This is a genomic window from Streptomyces sp. NPDC127038 (genome assembly GCF_042725875.1).
Taxonomy (GTDB): domain Bacteria; phylum Actinomycetota; class Actinomycetes; order Streptomycetales; family Streptomycetaceae; genus Streptomyces.
The window spans coordinates 1-14530 of sequence record NZ_JBHXDQ010000061.1 but is presented as its reverse complement, the minus strand read 5'-3'; the positions used below and the strand labels follow the sequence as shown (position 1 = coordinate 14530).

The 14530-nt window shown below is 71.9% G+C and carries 8 protein-coding genes; 3 read left to right on the top strand and 5 right to left on the bottom strand.

Annotated elements, in window-relative coordinates; translation table 11 throughout:
* Positions 1-57: 57 nt before the first annotated feature.
* Positions 58-4956, bottom strand: a complete 4899-nt coding sequence (locus tag ACFWI4_RS31905) for a DNA-binding protein (protein ID WP_387203366.1) — start codon at positions 4954-4956, stop codon at positions 58-60.
* On the bottom strand, positions 4953-5819 hold the full coding sequence (locus ACFWI4_RS31900) for a DUF4132 domain-containing protein (protein WP_387203363.1): 867 nt from the start codon (positions 5817-5819) through the stop codon (positions 4953-4955). Before ACFWI4_RS31900 ends, ACFWI4_RS31905 begins: the two co-directional genes overlap by 4 nt.
* Before the next feature lie 288 nt (positions 5820-6107).
* Here ACFWI4_RS31900 and ACFWI4_RS31895 point away from each other — a divergent pair, with 288 nt between their 5' ends.
* On the top strand, positions 6108-6905 hold the full coding sequence (locus tag ACFWI4_RS31895; protein WP_387203360.1) for an inositol monophosphatase family protein: 798 nt from the start codon (positions 6108-6110) through the stop codon (positions 6903-6905).
* Between the two features lie 252 nt (positions 6906-7157).
* Positions 7158-8096: an ABC transporter substrate-binding protein gene (locus ACFWI4_RS31890; RefSeq protein WP_387203357.1), complete on the top strand. Its 939-nt coding sequence runs from the start codon at positions 7158-7160 to the stop codon at positions 8094-8096.
* Between the two features lie 87 nt (positions 8097-8183).
* On the opposite strand, the gene ACFWI4_RS31885 is transcribed toward ACFWI4_RS31890, so the two are convergent.
* From ACFWI4_RS31885 to ACFWI4_RS31875, 3 genes are all read right to left on the bottom strand, one after another.
* Positions 8184-9845, bottom strand: coding sequence for a polysaccharide deacetylase family protein (locus ACFWI4_RS31885; RefSeq protein ID WP_387203354.1), 1662 nt, complete (start codon positions 9843-9845; stop codon positions 8184-8186).
* Positions 9846-9954: 109 nt separating this feature from the next.
* Complete coding sequence (locus tag ACFWI4_RS31880) at positions 9955-11607, bottom strand: glycosyltransferase (protein WP_387203351.1); 1653 nt, start codon at positions 11605-11607, stop codon at positions 9955-9957.
* On the bottom strand, positions 11604-12947 hold the full coding sequence (locus ACFWI4_RS31875; protein ID WP_387203348.1) for a nucleotide sugar dehydrogenase: 1344 nt from the start codon (positions 12945-12947) through the stop codon (positions 11604-11606). Before ACFWI4_RS31875 ends, ACFWI4_RS31880 begins: the two co-directional genes overlap by 4 nt.
* 640 nt (positions 12948-13587) lie before the next feature.
* Here ACFWI4_RS31875 and ACFWI4_RS31870 point away from each other — a divergent pair.
* Positions 13588-14454: a LamG domain-containing protein gene (locus ACFWI4_RS31870; RefSeq protein ID WP_387203345.1), complete on the top strand. Its 867-nt coding sequence runs from the start codon at positions 13588-13590 to the stop codon at positions 14452-14454.
* Positions 14455-14530: the final 76 nt, after the last annotated feature.

The window sequence follows — 14530 nt, the reverse complement described above, 5'->3', positions numbered from 1 at the left end:
GTAAGGGGGGAGGGTGCCGGGGCCCGTGTCGGAGGTCTCAGGGGCCCCAGCAGTGCGTCAGCGGCGCCGGCCCTGCCGCAGCGCGAACTCCTCGAAGCGGGGCCCGCCGCCCTCGCGGACCAGCTGCCAGACCCGTCGGTACAGATCCGGGACGGGTTCCGTCGGCACGATCACGGCGAGCAGTGCCTCGTCGCGCCACAGCAGGTCGTCGTACAGGGGCCGCTTCCACTGTTCCAGCGGTACGCGCGGGGCCTTCGGCACCACCCAGCCGCCGGGCAGGAACAGCGAGCGTCCGGCCCGGGTGCGAGTGGCCTCCACCACCAGGTCGGTGGCCGCCAGTTCGGCGCGGGCCGCCTTGAGACGGGCGGGCTTCCACCCCGTCCACCGGGCCGTCATCCGGTCCGTGGGGTCGGGCATGGTGAGCAGCATCAGATAGAGCGCCGCCGCGTCCTCGCCGAGGCCGTACTCCTTGGCCGCTTCCGCGACGAGGTCGGGCACCGAACGGGTCGGGTCCTGCGGCCACCAGGTGCCGTCCTTGCCCCGCTCGCCCGCCCGCGGGTCGCCCGGATCGGCGAGCAGGGCCTCGAAGCGGGCGGAGCGGGCCAGCCGCAGCGCCACTTCCACCTGGTAGGGGCGCTGGCCCTCGACGCGCAGTGCGGGCAGATACGGGTCCTGGCCCGCCTTGTCGAGCAGGGACACCCGCAGGGCGGGGGACGGCTGGTCGTCGTGGGTGGCGAGGACGACGGCACCGTAGCGCTCGAAGCCCGTGCCGACCTCGGTCGGCGCGCCCGCGGTCTTCCGGAACTCGCGGAGGCCGATGTACTGGTTGAGGTCGAGCATCAGGCCGGGGTGGGACAGCCGGTCGCGCACGGCGGCGAGCGCGGCGGGCAGCGCGGCGCGGATCGGGTCACCGACGGGCAGGCGGTGGGCGAGCCAGGCGGCGATGCCGACGAAGCCGATCAGGACCGGTCCCGCGAAGCCGGGTGCCTCCTTGTCGACGCTTCTGACCCGGTCGCCCTCGACCACCCACTCGTGGTCACGGCTGAGCCGGGGCTCCCGGGCCGGGTCGAGGATCCCGGGCAGGGCCTCGCGGGCGTTCCACTGCCCGTACTTGAAGGCGCGTACCGCGTCGCTGAGCAACTCCTCGGGCACGGCGGCCCGTCGGCCCAGCCTGCTGTTCCAGACCTCGGCCGCGGCGGCCCAGTCCGGTCCCTCGGTCCACAGCCGCGCGGGGTCGGCGGGCAGCAGCGCGGCCACGACCTCGGAACGGATCGCCGAACCCAGGTGGCGCAGCTCCTCCTTGGCGATGCCCGCGGGACCGGGCTTGACCCCGATGGCCGCGCAGGTCTCCGCGGTCAGGTAGGAGCGGTCGTGGATGACGTGCGGCATCCCGGCCACGATCAGCCGGGCCATGGTGTCGGTGACGCCGGTCAGGCGCGCGAACTCCTCGGCGGCCTGCGGGAACCAGGGTGCGGGGCCGCGTGCGGAGAGCTCCCTGAGGAAGGAGCCCAGCAGGTCCGCGGGGATGTTCTCGTTCAGCGGGGCGGAGGCCCGGAGCGTGTACGGCTCGGGCGCCTCGAAGCGTCCGGCCGGATCGTGGAACAGGCCGGTGAAGACGCAGCCGTCGTCACCCCGTGAGACGCATGCCAGCACGGCGATGAAGGAGCCCGCGCCCAGGGACAGCACTCCGTTCCACCTGCCCTCACGCCACTCGCCCGACGGGGTGCGCAGCACGTCCGCGCCCAGGTGCAGCTCGACCTCGCGCCAGGACGAGGTCCCGGCGGACGAGGCCAGACCCAGGCCGTCGAACTCGGCGAGCAGAATGTTGAGGACGTTCCGGTGTTCGTCGGAGGTGGTGTGGGCCGCCGCCCGGAAGGCGAGGGCGGGCAGGCCGGCGAGCAGCGCCCGGAGTTCCTGCCGGCCGACGGGGATCCGTCGTCCGTCGAGGTGGAGCGGTGCCGCCGGTGCCTCGGCCACGGCGGGATCGCGGAGAAGGGAAGCCCGCCTCAGCTCCCGCAGCGCACGGAAGACGGTGTCGTCCTCCTTGTCGCGGTTCCACCGGGAGTGGGAGGCGTCGCAGAGGCCGTTCGTCGCCTCGACGAGCACCTCGTCCGGCGGTCCGGCGGGCCCTTCCTCCTGCGGGCCTCCGTCGAGGGCACGGGTCAGCCGGGCGGCCACCGCGTCCAGGACGGCCTGCTGTCCGGCCGCGTGCCGTGCGACACCGGCGATCCCCGCGATCAGCGCGGTGTGGGTGACCGGGAGCAGGGAACGGATCGCCTCCGGCAGTGCCTCCTTGTCCTCGCGACCGGCGGCGGACAGCAGGGCCGCGGCCGTGTCGCGGTCGACGCGGCGCAGCGAGGCGGAGCCCTCGGGGTCGCGGGCCGTCAGGAACTCCCAGTACTGAACCGGAGGCAGCAGCAGGGAGCCCTCGCCGAACGCTCCCGGTGCGCGGTCGGTCTTGGCCACGGAGGTGGTGACACCGTCCGCGTCCACGACGGCGAGGCGCCAGCTCTCGCGGACGACGGCCGAGGCCCGGTCGGCGCCCGGGAAGACCACGAGCGTCGAGGGACGCCCGGCGTCGGCGGGCAGGGTGACGGTGTGTCCGGCCAGGTCCTGGGCGCGCACGGAGCCGTCGGGCAGCTGCACGAGGCGCAGACCGACCACACCGTCCACGGGCGCGGCGGCGGGCCCCTGAGCGGCGACCGGCGAGGGGTAAAGCCGGCCACCGCCGAACGTGCTGCCCTCCGGGGCGTCCCGCAGCGCGTCCGCGAGGAACGCGGGCATGCTCATCCGCCCCCGCTCACCCGTCGCCGGATCGAACTCGTACCAGCCGCGCACTCCGCCGTCCGCGCTCCACACCCAGTGCGAGACGCCGTCGCACAGCAGCTGACGCTCCTCGGGCAGGGTGGTGTCCCCGGCGTGCAGGACGCCACCGCCGGTGGTGCGGCCGCCGCCGGTCAGGGGCAGGGTGATCGGACCGTTCCCCTGGTACCAGTCCATCCGGGTGCCGCGGGTGTTCCTCGCGCCCTCCAGGGACAGCGTCCGGTCGGGCCGGGTGTGCCAGTAGCCGCGCAGGCCTTCGGTGCGGTCGTTCCAGTAGACGAGCAGTTCGCCGTCCACATGATGGAAGCCGGGATCGCCCCAGTGGCTGTTGGACGGGATGCGCAGGTCGTGGGTGAGGAGCGTGCCCTCGGCTCCGATCACCCGCGCCTGGGACGCCCCGGCCACGATGAGACCGGGCCAGGCGTCGGCGACGACCACGTCCTCGACGTCCGTCTTCGGGACCAGCGAGGCGACCGCGTCCTCCCAGGCGGGCCAGCCGAGTTCGTCGAAGAGCCCGGCCCGCAGGGTGCGGGCCAGCAGCGGTGCCAGGTCGGTGCCCGCGGCGGCGCGGACCTCGTCCTCGGCGAGCGCGAGCGCCTCGGCGGGCAGCCACTTCAGCCGGCTGAGCGCCTCGGGCAGCTGCGGCAGACCCACGGCGGTGAACCGTCGTACGACCCCGAGCACCCAGTCCGTGAGCAGCGGACGGCCGCCGGGCGACGCGGCAAGCAGCGCGATCGCCCGCAGCGACTGACCGTCCTCGCCGAACCGGTCCGCGCCCCGCCGGAAGGCACCGTGGAAACGGCTGTCGGCGGCCAGCGACACCAGGTCGCGGCGCCCCTCGCCCAGGGCCCAGTGCGACACCAGCAGCGCGTCGCCCTTGCCCGGAGCCGCCACCGGAATGTCCAGCGACAGCAGCAGGTCGATCAGGTCGAGGTCGTGTCCGGCCTTCAACGCGCCACCGGACGCCGTGAGTTCGGCCCGCAACCGGTCCGCGGCCCGCTCGACCAGCGGATGCAGCTCGGCCATGCGGCTGGGGTCACGCCATGACCTGGCCCGCTGCCAGAAGGACAGGAACCGTTCGAGCCAGCCCGCGGTTCCGTCCTGCGGCCGCTGCTCCTCGGGCAGGGAGTCGTCCCACAGCCCCGCCGCGGCGCCCGAGGTCTCCAGCAGTTCGAGCCACATCGCCGGGAGGTCGCCGTCGCCGGCGGCGGGCATCAGGTCGAGCAGGGCGCCCCGCACACCGGGTTCGCGCGTGGCGAGCGCCACCAGGGCCGTGCGGTGGCCCTTCCACCAGCCGGCCGCCGCACGCAGCGTCGCCGGGAGGGCGAGGAGTTCGCGGACGTACTCCTGCTCGGTGAGTGCGGCGTCGCGGCCCGCGGCCCGGGCCAGCCTGCGCAGGTCGTTCGCCATCTGCACCGACGGCGGCAGCCCGCCCGCCGTGCGGCGCAGGCACAGCCGGGTGAAGCGCCGCAGCGCGTCCTCGGCGGGCACCCGCGCGGCCAGCTCCCGGGCGTAGGAGGACAGCACCTTGACGGGGAGCGCCCCGGCCAGGGCGAACTCCAGGAACACGGCGTCCAGCCGCTCCTCCTGCACCGTCAGACCGTGCTCGGCCTCGGCCCTGCGGGCACGGGTGAACAGCTGGGACGCGTAGGTGGCGTTCTCCTCCGCCAGGAACACGCGTCCGGCCTGCTCGTAGAACGTCGGAAGGAAGTGCGGCACGGAGGCCGCCAAGCGGTCGCCGAGTGCCACGAAGGAGTCCAGCGCGGCCTTCGGGCGGGACTTGACCTGCCGCCCCGCCCGCTCCAGGTCGGGCACGACCCGCAGGGCGTGGTGGCCGTCCTCGGGATGGTGCACCAGCACCCACTCGGGAAAGCCCAGCGACCGGCGGGTACCGATCCCGACCACGACGGGCTCGGCGTCCGGCTCCAGGCCGAGGAATCCGGCGGCCAGGTCCTCGGCCGCCCCCAGCTCGCCCGCGACGAGCCGCACCACCACCCGGTCGTCCAGGCCCGGGTGACGGTACGTCCGCGCCGTCAGCGGCACGCCCGGCTCGCCGGCCCCCTCCGCGTCCGGCGGCAGCACCGCGCCCGCCGCCAGCAGTTCCTCGTACGACACCCGCGTCCCCCCGCTCATGCGTTCTTGCCCTCCTCGATGTCGCGGCCCGCGTACAGAGCCGCGGCCATCCGCATCCCCTCCGACCAGGCGACCGGTCCCACCTCGCCCAGCGGCAGCGCGCGCCCGTCCTGGTCCTGCCAGGTCAGCGCCCCGGTCTCGACCTGGCCGTCCCAGTACGGCTCCCCGATCCACACCGAGGCCTCGACGGTCCGCACGCCGTCCCGCATCCGGGCGGTGGCGTAACCGCCCGACACCCCGTAGCCGAGGGAACTGGCGCGTGCCGCGAGCGCGAACCGGGAGCGGAACGAGCCCCCGGCGAACTCCCTCACCTCGGTGGACCTGGCGCGCACGTCCGCGGGCCGCCGCCATATCGCCCGGTGGATCTGCTCGACGCCCTGTTCCATGCCCAGTTCGGCGGCGAAGTCGCGCAGGTCGTCGAGGTCGGGGAGCAGCACCGGATGCGGCAGGGTGACCGTGCGCGGGGCGATCCGGACGGTCTCGCCGTCCAGGTTCACCAGCCGCAGTTCGCCCGCGTCGGTGGCACCGCGCAGGAAACCCACGTCGTCCGGGTCCTCGCCGACCACGACCAGATCGCGCAGCGCGGACTGCCAGGCCTCGTCGGGCCACACCCGGGCCAGCAGGCCGGTGGGTACGGGCAGCGAGGAGACCATCCACGCGTCGGCCTGCGCCACGCACGCCGCGGCGTGCCGGTCGAGCCACTCGGCGAACCGCCGCAGCCGGTCCACCTCGGGGTGGTCCCTGAGCGCGCGCGGAAGCGATTTCAGCTGCCGTCCCGCCGCCCGGCCCGAGGTGGCACGCACGGCCACCCGTCCTTCCACCAGGGCGACTTCATACCCGTCACCCGCCGCCAGCCACCCCACGAGCCACAGCCTTTCGCGTCAAGAACACATGATGAGAGCACAGTTCACCCAGGTCAGTACGCCCGGGCCGAGTGCGACCATGCAGCGAACGCTATCGGCGGCCACTGACAATCGGCCCCCGGCACCCACAGATCCCGGGCGCCGCACCGGAGTCGGGGCTCGCGGCGGGGGAGCGGGCCGTGCCCGGTGAGCCGGAGCGCGGGCGCGGTGCCGCGGGCGCGGAGCCGTGACCGCCGCCGTGCCGGCACGCCCGGGCGTGCCTTCCCGCGCCGTCGATAGGGTCCGTGGATGACCAACTCATCAGCGGGACTCGACGACGCCGAGGTCGCGGCGGCCGCCGCCCTGGCCGGGGCGGACGTGGTGCGGGCCATGTACGGCGGGCGTCTGACGCGCATCGACAAGGGCGGTGGTGACTTCGCCACCGCGGCCGACGTCGAGGCCGAGAGGACGATCCTCGGCGTTCTTCGCTCCGCGCGGCCCGACGACTCCGTGGTCGGAGAGGAGAGCGGGCGGCTGGGCGCGCCGGACGCGGTGCGGCAGTGGCTGGTCGATCCCCTGTGCGGCACGCTGAACTACGCGGCCGGAGGCATGCTGGTCGCCGTCAACGTGGCGCTGCGCGGTGGCGCCGCGGCGGTGGCCGACCCTTTCGCAGGCGAGGTCTTCGTCACCGACGGCGAGAGGGCCTGGGTCCGGCGGGACGGCTCCGACTCGCCGCTGGTGCCCACGTCTGCCACCCGGCTCGTGGACGTCAATCTGGACCCGCCGTTCCCGGGCGCGCCCGGCTTCCGGGCGGTTGACCTGCTCGCCCGGCCCGACTTCGGGGAACACTTCCGCCCCCGGGTCCTGTCGACCACCCTGGCCCTTGCCTGGGTCGCCGCGGGCAGACGGGCCGCGTACGTCACGGACGGCGGCGACCTGTCCGGGAGTGTGCACTTCGCCGCCGGCATCGCGCTCTGCGAGGCCGCCGGCTGCGTCGTCACAGGGATCGACGGCGCCCCGATCGGGCGGTCCGGCCGCGGACTCGTGGTGGCCGCGGACGGCGAGACCCATCGCCTGCTGATGTCGATGATCGGAAGCGGAGACTGACCCCGGAACCGCGGTCCGGGGCGAGGTGAGGCCGACCCGCCGGAGGCACCCGGCGCGCTGACGTCTCGGTCGACGCAACTCTCAATATCGGACAAAGATCACATATAGGGGTACCTTGCCCCTGTGACCTTAGGGGCATCTGAGAGGAGCTGTCCGGATGGCGGAACGCCGATCGTGCGCGGGATCGCGATCACCGAACGCCCGCGCGCGGGACGGCGCCGTCGCTCCGCTCGCCCTCCGGCGGAAACGCCCGTGACCGCATCCGCCCGCCGCGGCCTCACCGTGGCGAAACACCGGGCGGCGCTGGGAGCCTTGTCCTGCGCCGCCCTCCTGGCCCTCGCCGGATGCAGCGACCGGACGTCCAAGGACCCTTCGCCGTCCGCCTCGGGCACGGACAAGCCGCCGTTGCACGACGATCTGCCGGAGTCGGTGAAGAAGGCCGGCGTCATCAAGGTCGGCTCGGACATGCTCTACCCGCCGATGGAGTTCGTCCGCAACGGCAAGCCGGTCGGCGTCGACCCGGACCTCGCCGAGATGCTGGGCCGGGAACTCGGGGTGAGGTTCCAGTTCGGGAACGGCGCCCTCGACACCCTGCTCACGGGCCTGCGGGCCAAGCACTACGACGTCGTGATGTCCGCGATGAGCGACACGAAGGAGCGTCAGGAGGGCCTCGACCCTTCCACCGGGGAGAAGATCGGCGAGGACATCGACTTCGTCGACTACTTCACCTCCGGGGCGTCGATCCTGGTGAAGAAGGGGAATCCGGAGGGCATCAAGTCGCTGGGCGACCTCTGCGGCAAGAAGGTCTCCGTGCAGAGCGGCAGCACCGCCTACGACCTGCTCCAGTCCCAGAAGTGCGACGACCCGATCGACATCGAGGCCTACGACACCCATGACGAGGCGCAGGCCCGCCTCAAGAGCGGCGCCGTGGTGGCCGACGTCGCCGACTACCCCGCGGTCGCGTACGCGGCGAAGACCTCGGGCGGCGGCAAGGACTTCGAGGTCGTCGGCGACCCGATCGACCCCGGTCCGTACGGGATCGCGGTGCTGAGCTCCAACTCCGCCCTGCGGGACGCCATCCAGGCGGCGCTGGACGCCGCCATCCGGGACGGCTCGTACGGAAAGGTCCTGGACAAGTGGAACGTGAGCGACGGCGCGGTGACCGATGCCCAGATCAACGCCGGCACCTGAACGGCCGGCGACGACGGACCCGGCCGCCCCTCGCCGGACCCTTCGCGGCCGGGTCGCTCGTGGCGGACCCGGCCGCTCCTCGTCGCCTCATCCTCGCCCGGGCGTCCTGTCGAGCGGCGAGATGTCGAGCGCCTTGAAGACGGGCCACTCGTTGCCGGTCCTGTTGATGCCGGACCGGATGGTGACGCCGCCCGTCAGTTGATCGGCGGGCTGGTCCGACACATGGGTCAGCCGCACGTGACCGTCGACGTAGGCCGTGGTGGTGTCCTGTCCGACCTTCACCGTGATGGTGTGGTCGGACTTCGGGTCCAGCGGCTGCGAGGCCACCTTGTAGCCGTTGGCCAGCAGGATCGCCCGGTTGCGGGTGACGACCACGGTCATCGGTTCCTTGCTGTTGGTCCTGACACCCAGCGCGGCCTGGTTGGTGCCGTTGCCGAGCGCGCCGATGGTCGTGGTGACGCTGTAGTCCGTCCAGTCGACGCTGCTGTCCGGCCGGTAGTCGGCCTTGGCGTAGCGGGGGATCTGCGCGGACTTCGGTACCTTGCCCAGGAAGACGCCGAAGCTCGTACGGGTCTGGCGTCCACCCCAGTTCTCCGTCTCGGACAGCGGCGTGTGCGCGTCGGCCGGGACCTGGACCCGCTCTCCGACGGCGGCCAGCATCTCGTCCGGAGTGGTCTTGGCGAAGACCTCGACGCGCTGCACGAGGCCCGTCGACGCGGACCGCCGGCTGGCGGTGAGCGGAACACCGGAATGGTCCGTCATCACCAGCGGGAAGAGCTCCTTGAGCAGATGCCTGGCCTGGGAGTCCGTCGAGTCGGCGTCCTGCTGGCCGGGTCCGTCGGAGAAGGGGACGGCGAACATCGTCGGGGTCGGCATGCCGTGGTTGACGATGTCCTCGACGGAGCCGGCGAGGTCGTGGAGCACGCGGGCGCGGTACTCGGCCTGGGTCTCGCGCCGCCCCTTGTCCGCCAGCCACAGCCGGTTGATCAGCGGCGCGCCGGTGTTGCCCGTGGCGTCGACCTGCCGGACGCTGTGCATGGCACGGGTGTGGCTCTGGAAGTCCCAGCGGCCCGACCCGTGCATCCGCTCGATCTCGCGCCAGGTCAGGTAGTAGGGGCGGTGCTTGTCCATCGACCCGGTGATCAGGAAGATCGTGCCGCGCATCCGGTGCTTGGCGAGGATGCGGTCGGCGTACTTCCACAGACCGTCGGTGCCGTCGTCGAAGGTCAGCAGCACCGAACGCCTGGGCGTCGGGCCGCCGTTCATGTAGTTGGTGAACTGCTGCGCGCTCAGGGTGCGGTAACCGGCCTTCTCCAGCGCGGTCAGCTGGGCGTCGAACGCCCGCGGGGTGAGCGCGTAGGGGCTCGTGCTCTTCTTGTTGACGTCGTGGAAGGTCAGCACCACCGGCGGCGCGTGGTCCGGCAGGCCGAGACCCTGCCTCGTCCAGTCGACCTTGTCCGCGGAGGTGATGGACGCCCGGGTCAACGGCGCCTGCGGAGACATGTACTTCCGGCTCAGATAGCGCTCCAGGCCCGCCGCGCCCGACGCCAGCACCACGGAGAGCGTGAGCGCGCCGAGCAGGACCCGCACGGGCCACTGCGTCCAGCCGCGGCCCCAGCCGAGACCGCGGCCACGGCTGTGGTCGTGGCCCGACTTGTCGGCGTAGTCACTGCGGAAACAGGGCTCGGGACCCCGCCCGTGGTCGTGCACGACGACGTGAGGTTCGCGTTGTTCGCGTTTCAGAGCCATCCGAGCACGTTCCCTCGGGACAGGACGATCAGATAGATGCAGCTGATCACCACGACGGCGACCACATCGGTGATCACCCGGACCCCCTTGCGCCGGAGGAATGCCTTCATCATCGAGTCCTCGACCAGACACCGCGACGGATGGTCGCGAGGGAGTAGGGAAGGAGCCAGGACAGGAGCAGCGCCGACAGCAGACTCATCAGCGGCCGGTAGCGCCAGTGGGGGTCACCCGGGTTGTCGATCTTGAATGCCAGGCCCCAGATGCTGCCCTTGAGCACCACACCGCACAGATACAGCACGCTCACGAAGATCCCGCCCTGGATCGGGGACCAGATCATGTGGCGCACGGCCATCAGGGGGGCGGCCATCACCCACAGCACGTGCCCGTAGTACAGACAGGACGGGCCGATACCGCGCCGCCACATGAAGGTGCCGGTGAAGCAGGTGTTGCGGATGAAGCTCTTCTTCCAGCGGATCTGCTGCTTCATGAACGGCCGGAAGTGCTCGGGGACGTTGGTCCACACCTGGGCCGACTGGACATAGCCGATGCGCCACTTGCGCTCGGGATAGTCCTCGGCCGTGACGAACGGGGAGTCGGCGTACTGCTTCTTCAGCTTCTTGCCGACCCAGAGCTGTCCGAGGACGTACCCGGTGAGCTGGCGGTCGGTGGCGAACCGGAACGGGGCGCCGAGGAAGCGGTCGCCGGCCCAGGCCGGGAAGTAGTTGTACACCGCGTCCCGGCGGAAGACCGCGAGCGGACCGGAGACGCAGGTGACCGATCCGAAGACGGATTCGGCGGCCTTGGCGACCCGGAACTGTCCCTCGTACCAGACGTCCTGCGCCCGGGTGAAGAGCGTCTCGTCCACGTTCAGCGCCCGGCAGTGGCCGCTGACCGCGCCGAGTTCGGGGTGGTCGACCAGGGCCTGGACGCACTTGCGCAGGGCGTCGGGTGCCAGGACGCAGTCGGAGTCCGTGAACGCCAGCACATCGCCGGTCGCGATGCTCGCCCCCCGGACCAGGGCGTGCTTCTTGCCGAGGTTCTTCTCCAGCTTGAGCAGGGTGATGCCGAGCTCCTGCGCCAGACCGTCGAGGATCTCGCGTGTCCCGTCCTCGGAGAGATCGTCGATCACGATGATCTCCAGTTCCGGGTAGTCACTGGCGGCCATGGAGCGGACGCAGCCCTCGATGTAGTCCACCTCGTCCTTGACCGCGAGCAGGAAGGACACCTTCGGCACGGCGGGCAGCGACGGGAAGGAGTCGAGGTCCTTGGGGCGTCTGCGGAGCGTACGGACCGACGGGTCGTCGTAACGGCTGTACGCGATCTGCAGCATGGCGATGGTGCCGACGAGCACCGTGATGCCGTAGCCGATGACCAGCGGCTTCTCCGGTACGAGGGGAAGCTCGCGGGCCAGGACCAGGCCCAGCGGCAGCAGGCAGAACATCGCCAGCACCCGGCGCACCGCGAACCGCACGTCGGTCTGCATGCCGTTCGTCCAGCGGGTCAGCCGGCCGGGCGGCCTGCCCACGACGGCGGACGAGCGGACCCGCGGCAGCGGCACGGTCGCCCTGGGGCGCGGGTCGGGGAGGATCAGCCCGCACGAGGCGATGGCCTCCGTGGAGGCCGCCTCCGCGTGGCCGGCTGTCCTGTCGTCGGAGTCGGCCGGAGCCGCCTGACCCGGCACGCCCACCGGCGCCCGGGGGAGTACCGCCCCGGGTGCCGGGCGGGCCGCGTCCGCGGTGCCCGGCGCAGGGAGGTCGCTCACAGGGTCTCCCGGGCGGTGACGGAGTCCAGCCGGTAGGTCGCGTCCAGGACGTCGTCCCGGTCGCTCAGCCAGCTCAGGTCGGCGTTCGGGTGCACGGTGTGCACCAGCACCAGGTCCCACTCGTGGTCCTCGGGCGCGATCACGCTCTCCTGGATGCCACCGGTCACGCGCGCGGCGCGCACCATCGAGTCGGTGAACCGGACCTGGGCGCCCTCGTGGACCAGTTCGTCGAAGATCTCCAGCGCGGGCGATTCCCGCAGGTCCTCGACGCCCGGCTTGTACGCCATGCCGACGATCAGGATCCGGGCACCGGTGAGCGGCTTGCCGCGCTCACCCAGTGCCTCGCGCACCCGGCGCACCACCTGGCGCGGCCGGCCGGCGATGGCGTTCATGGCGGCCTCGACCAGCGGGGAGGTGCTGCGTTCGGCGCGCAGCTGCCACAGCAGGTAGTGCGGGTCGCAGGGGATGCAGTGCCCGCCGACGCCGGGGCCGGGGTAGAAGGGCATGAAGCCGAACGGCTTGGTCGAGGCGGCCTCGATCACGGGGATCGGGTCCAGGCCGAGGACACGGCAGTTGTCGGCGAACTCGTTGGCGAGCGCGATGTTGACCGCGCGGAAGGTGTTCTCCCACAGCTTGGTCATCTCGGCGGCCTCGGGCGAGGGCAGCACGTACACCGAGGAGGCGGTGCGGGTGAGCACCGAGATGGCCCGGTCGATGGTCTGCCGGCCGGCGCCGCCGACCACACGGGGGGTGGTGTCCTGGGTGTGGTCGGAGTTGCCCGGGTCGATGCGCTCCGGGGAGAAGGCCACGAAGATGTCCTCGCCGACGGTGAAGCCGCGTTCGGTCAGCGGCTCGGTCAGCAGGTCGCGGGTGGTGCCGACATAGGTGGTGGAGGTGAGCATCAGCAACTGGCCGGGGACGGCGTGCTCGACGACGGTGGCCGCGGCGGCGGTCAGCGCCCGCAGATCGGGGGCGAGATGCCGGTCCACCGGTGTCGGTACGCACACCAGCACGGTGCGGGCGCGGGCGAGGGCCGAGGGGTCGTCGGTGAGGGTGAACAGCGGGTCGCCGTTGAACCGAGACAGCCGCTCCAGGTCGCTGGGCAGCAGGTCGACGTCACCGCCGCGGATGGCCTCCAGCCGCTCAGGGCTCGCGTCGAGGCCGATCACCTCGGTGCCCGCGGCCAGCAGACCGAGGGCGGTGGGCAGACCGACGTAACCGAGACCTACGACCGCCACGGCGCCCACGTCCCGGGAGTCCAGGGCGACTTGGCCGCTGAGAGCGTCGAAAGCGACGCCGAGGTGGAGTCCTTGGGGGGCAGGCAGGGTGTTCGTCAGCATGGTGGTCGCTCCAGTGGTTGCTCTCGGGGATGCACACCTACCGGCGCGCACACAGGGCCCGTCGCGAGGGGCTTCGAGCCCGCCTCGCACCATCTCCTTGGGCACTACAACCGTCCCAATTGCCCACATTTTGGTCAAACGCTGGAAAAGCGAAAATATGTGATAACGCAGGCCTTTACGAAGCCATTACCTACCCTCTGACCAGGGATTTCTTCTCGCTTCGATCCGCCGGGAGGGTCTCCGTGCGCGAGGCCCGGTGTGACATGGCAGTCAGTTTGGAGTGGGCGGGAAAGTGACGCACGTCACGCGTGGGTGAGGGGAAACAATTCCGGTGGCTCGGCGGGTGCGCCATGGACTTTGTGCCCTCGGTGCCGAGCCCGCCGCGTGGAACAATGAAGAGGCCACGGGGTTGCTGCTCCGTGAGCGAGGCGCTGTGCGGACGAACGGCAACCGGAGCGCCGGATCGGCGAGTGGACTTCACCACCGCGAACCACCGTGCCCGACGCCCCGGGCCGGCTGTGACTGCGAACAAGCGGGACATATCCATGACTTGTGGCATCCCGGCAGTGTCGAACTGCCGACTCCCCCTGCGGGAAACATCGTTGGGGCATTCCCGTGTCGAGCACCGGACGCTCCGGTCATGACGCGAAGACGACGCATGGCCTGCCTCGCGGCCGGGCTCGTCGCCGGGTGCGCGATCACCCAGACGGCCTGCGGCGGCCCGCACGGCTCCGCCCGTGCGTCCGGGTCGTACGACGCGGAGGTCAGGGCCGACTCGCCCTCGCTCTATCTGCCGCTCGGCGCGGGGGGCCCGCAGAAGCGATCGGTGGGCGTCACCGGGGTCACCCTGCACCACGCGCCCGGCGTCACCACCCTGCCCGACGGTGACCGCGCCACCGTGTTCGACGGCATCTCCCAGTACGTGGAGGTCCCGGACGGCGACCGGCTCTCCGTCACCGCGACCGGTGAACTCACCGTGGAGGCGTGGCTGCGTCCCGATACGCTGACCTTCGCCAGGACCGCCGGCACCGGCTACGTCAACTGGCTCGGCAAGGTCGCGGACAAGGGCGGCGGCAGCGAGTGGCTGGCCCGCATGTACTCGCGCGACAACACCGAGGTCCGCGCCAACCGCATCAGCGGATACGTCTTCAACCGCGACGGCGGACTCGGAGCGGGGTCCTACTTCGAGGACAAGGTCCGGCCCGGCGAATGGATCCACTTCGCCCTGGTCGTCAACACCCGTGAGAAGAGCGCCGCTTACCCCACCGGCTATGTGAAGGTCTACAAGGACGGGGTGCTCCGCGACCAGGACTCCCTCGACGACTACGACATCACCCCGAGCAACACCGACGCCCCGATGCGCATCGGCACCGCCGACACCGAGTCGTTCTTCAAGGGCGCGATCGGCAAGGTGGCGGTGTACGACTCCGAGGTGCCCCGGTCCCGTCTGGCCGACCACTACCGGGCCATGACCGCGAACCCTCGCGAATCCGCCGCGCGCACCTGACGACCCGCCCCCGCGGGACCATGGGGGCGGCAGGCGTACGGGCCCGCCGTGCCGTGTCCCGGCTCGACCCCGGGAC

What these genes read in the sequence shown, in the direction of transcription:
- ACFWI4_RS31905 (WP_387203366.1), bottom strand. Translation starts at nt 4,956, where the DNA reads ATGAGCGGGGGGACGCGGGTGTCGTACGAGGAACTGCTGGCGGCGGGC.
- ACFWI4_RS31895 (WP_387203360.1), top strand. Translation starts at nt 6,108, where the DNA reads ATGACCAACTCATCAGCGGGACTCGACGACGCCGAGGTCGCGGCGGCC.
- ACFWI4_RS31885 (WP_387203354.1), bottom strand. Translation starts at nt 9,845, where the DNA reads ATGGCTCTGAAACGCGAACAACGCGAACCTCACGTCGTCGTGCACGAC.
- ACFWI4_RS31875 (WP_387203348.1), bottom strand. Translation starts at nt 12,947, where the DNA reads ATGCTGACGAACACCCTGCCTGCCCCCCAAGGACTCCACCTCGGCGTC.
- ACFWI4_RS31870 (WP_387203345.1), top strand. Translation starts at nt 13,588, where the DNA reads ATGACGCGAAGACGACGCATGGCCTGCCTCGCGGCCGGGCTCGTCGCC.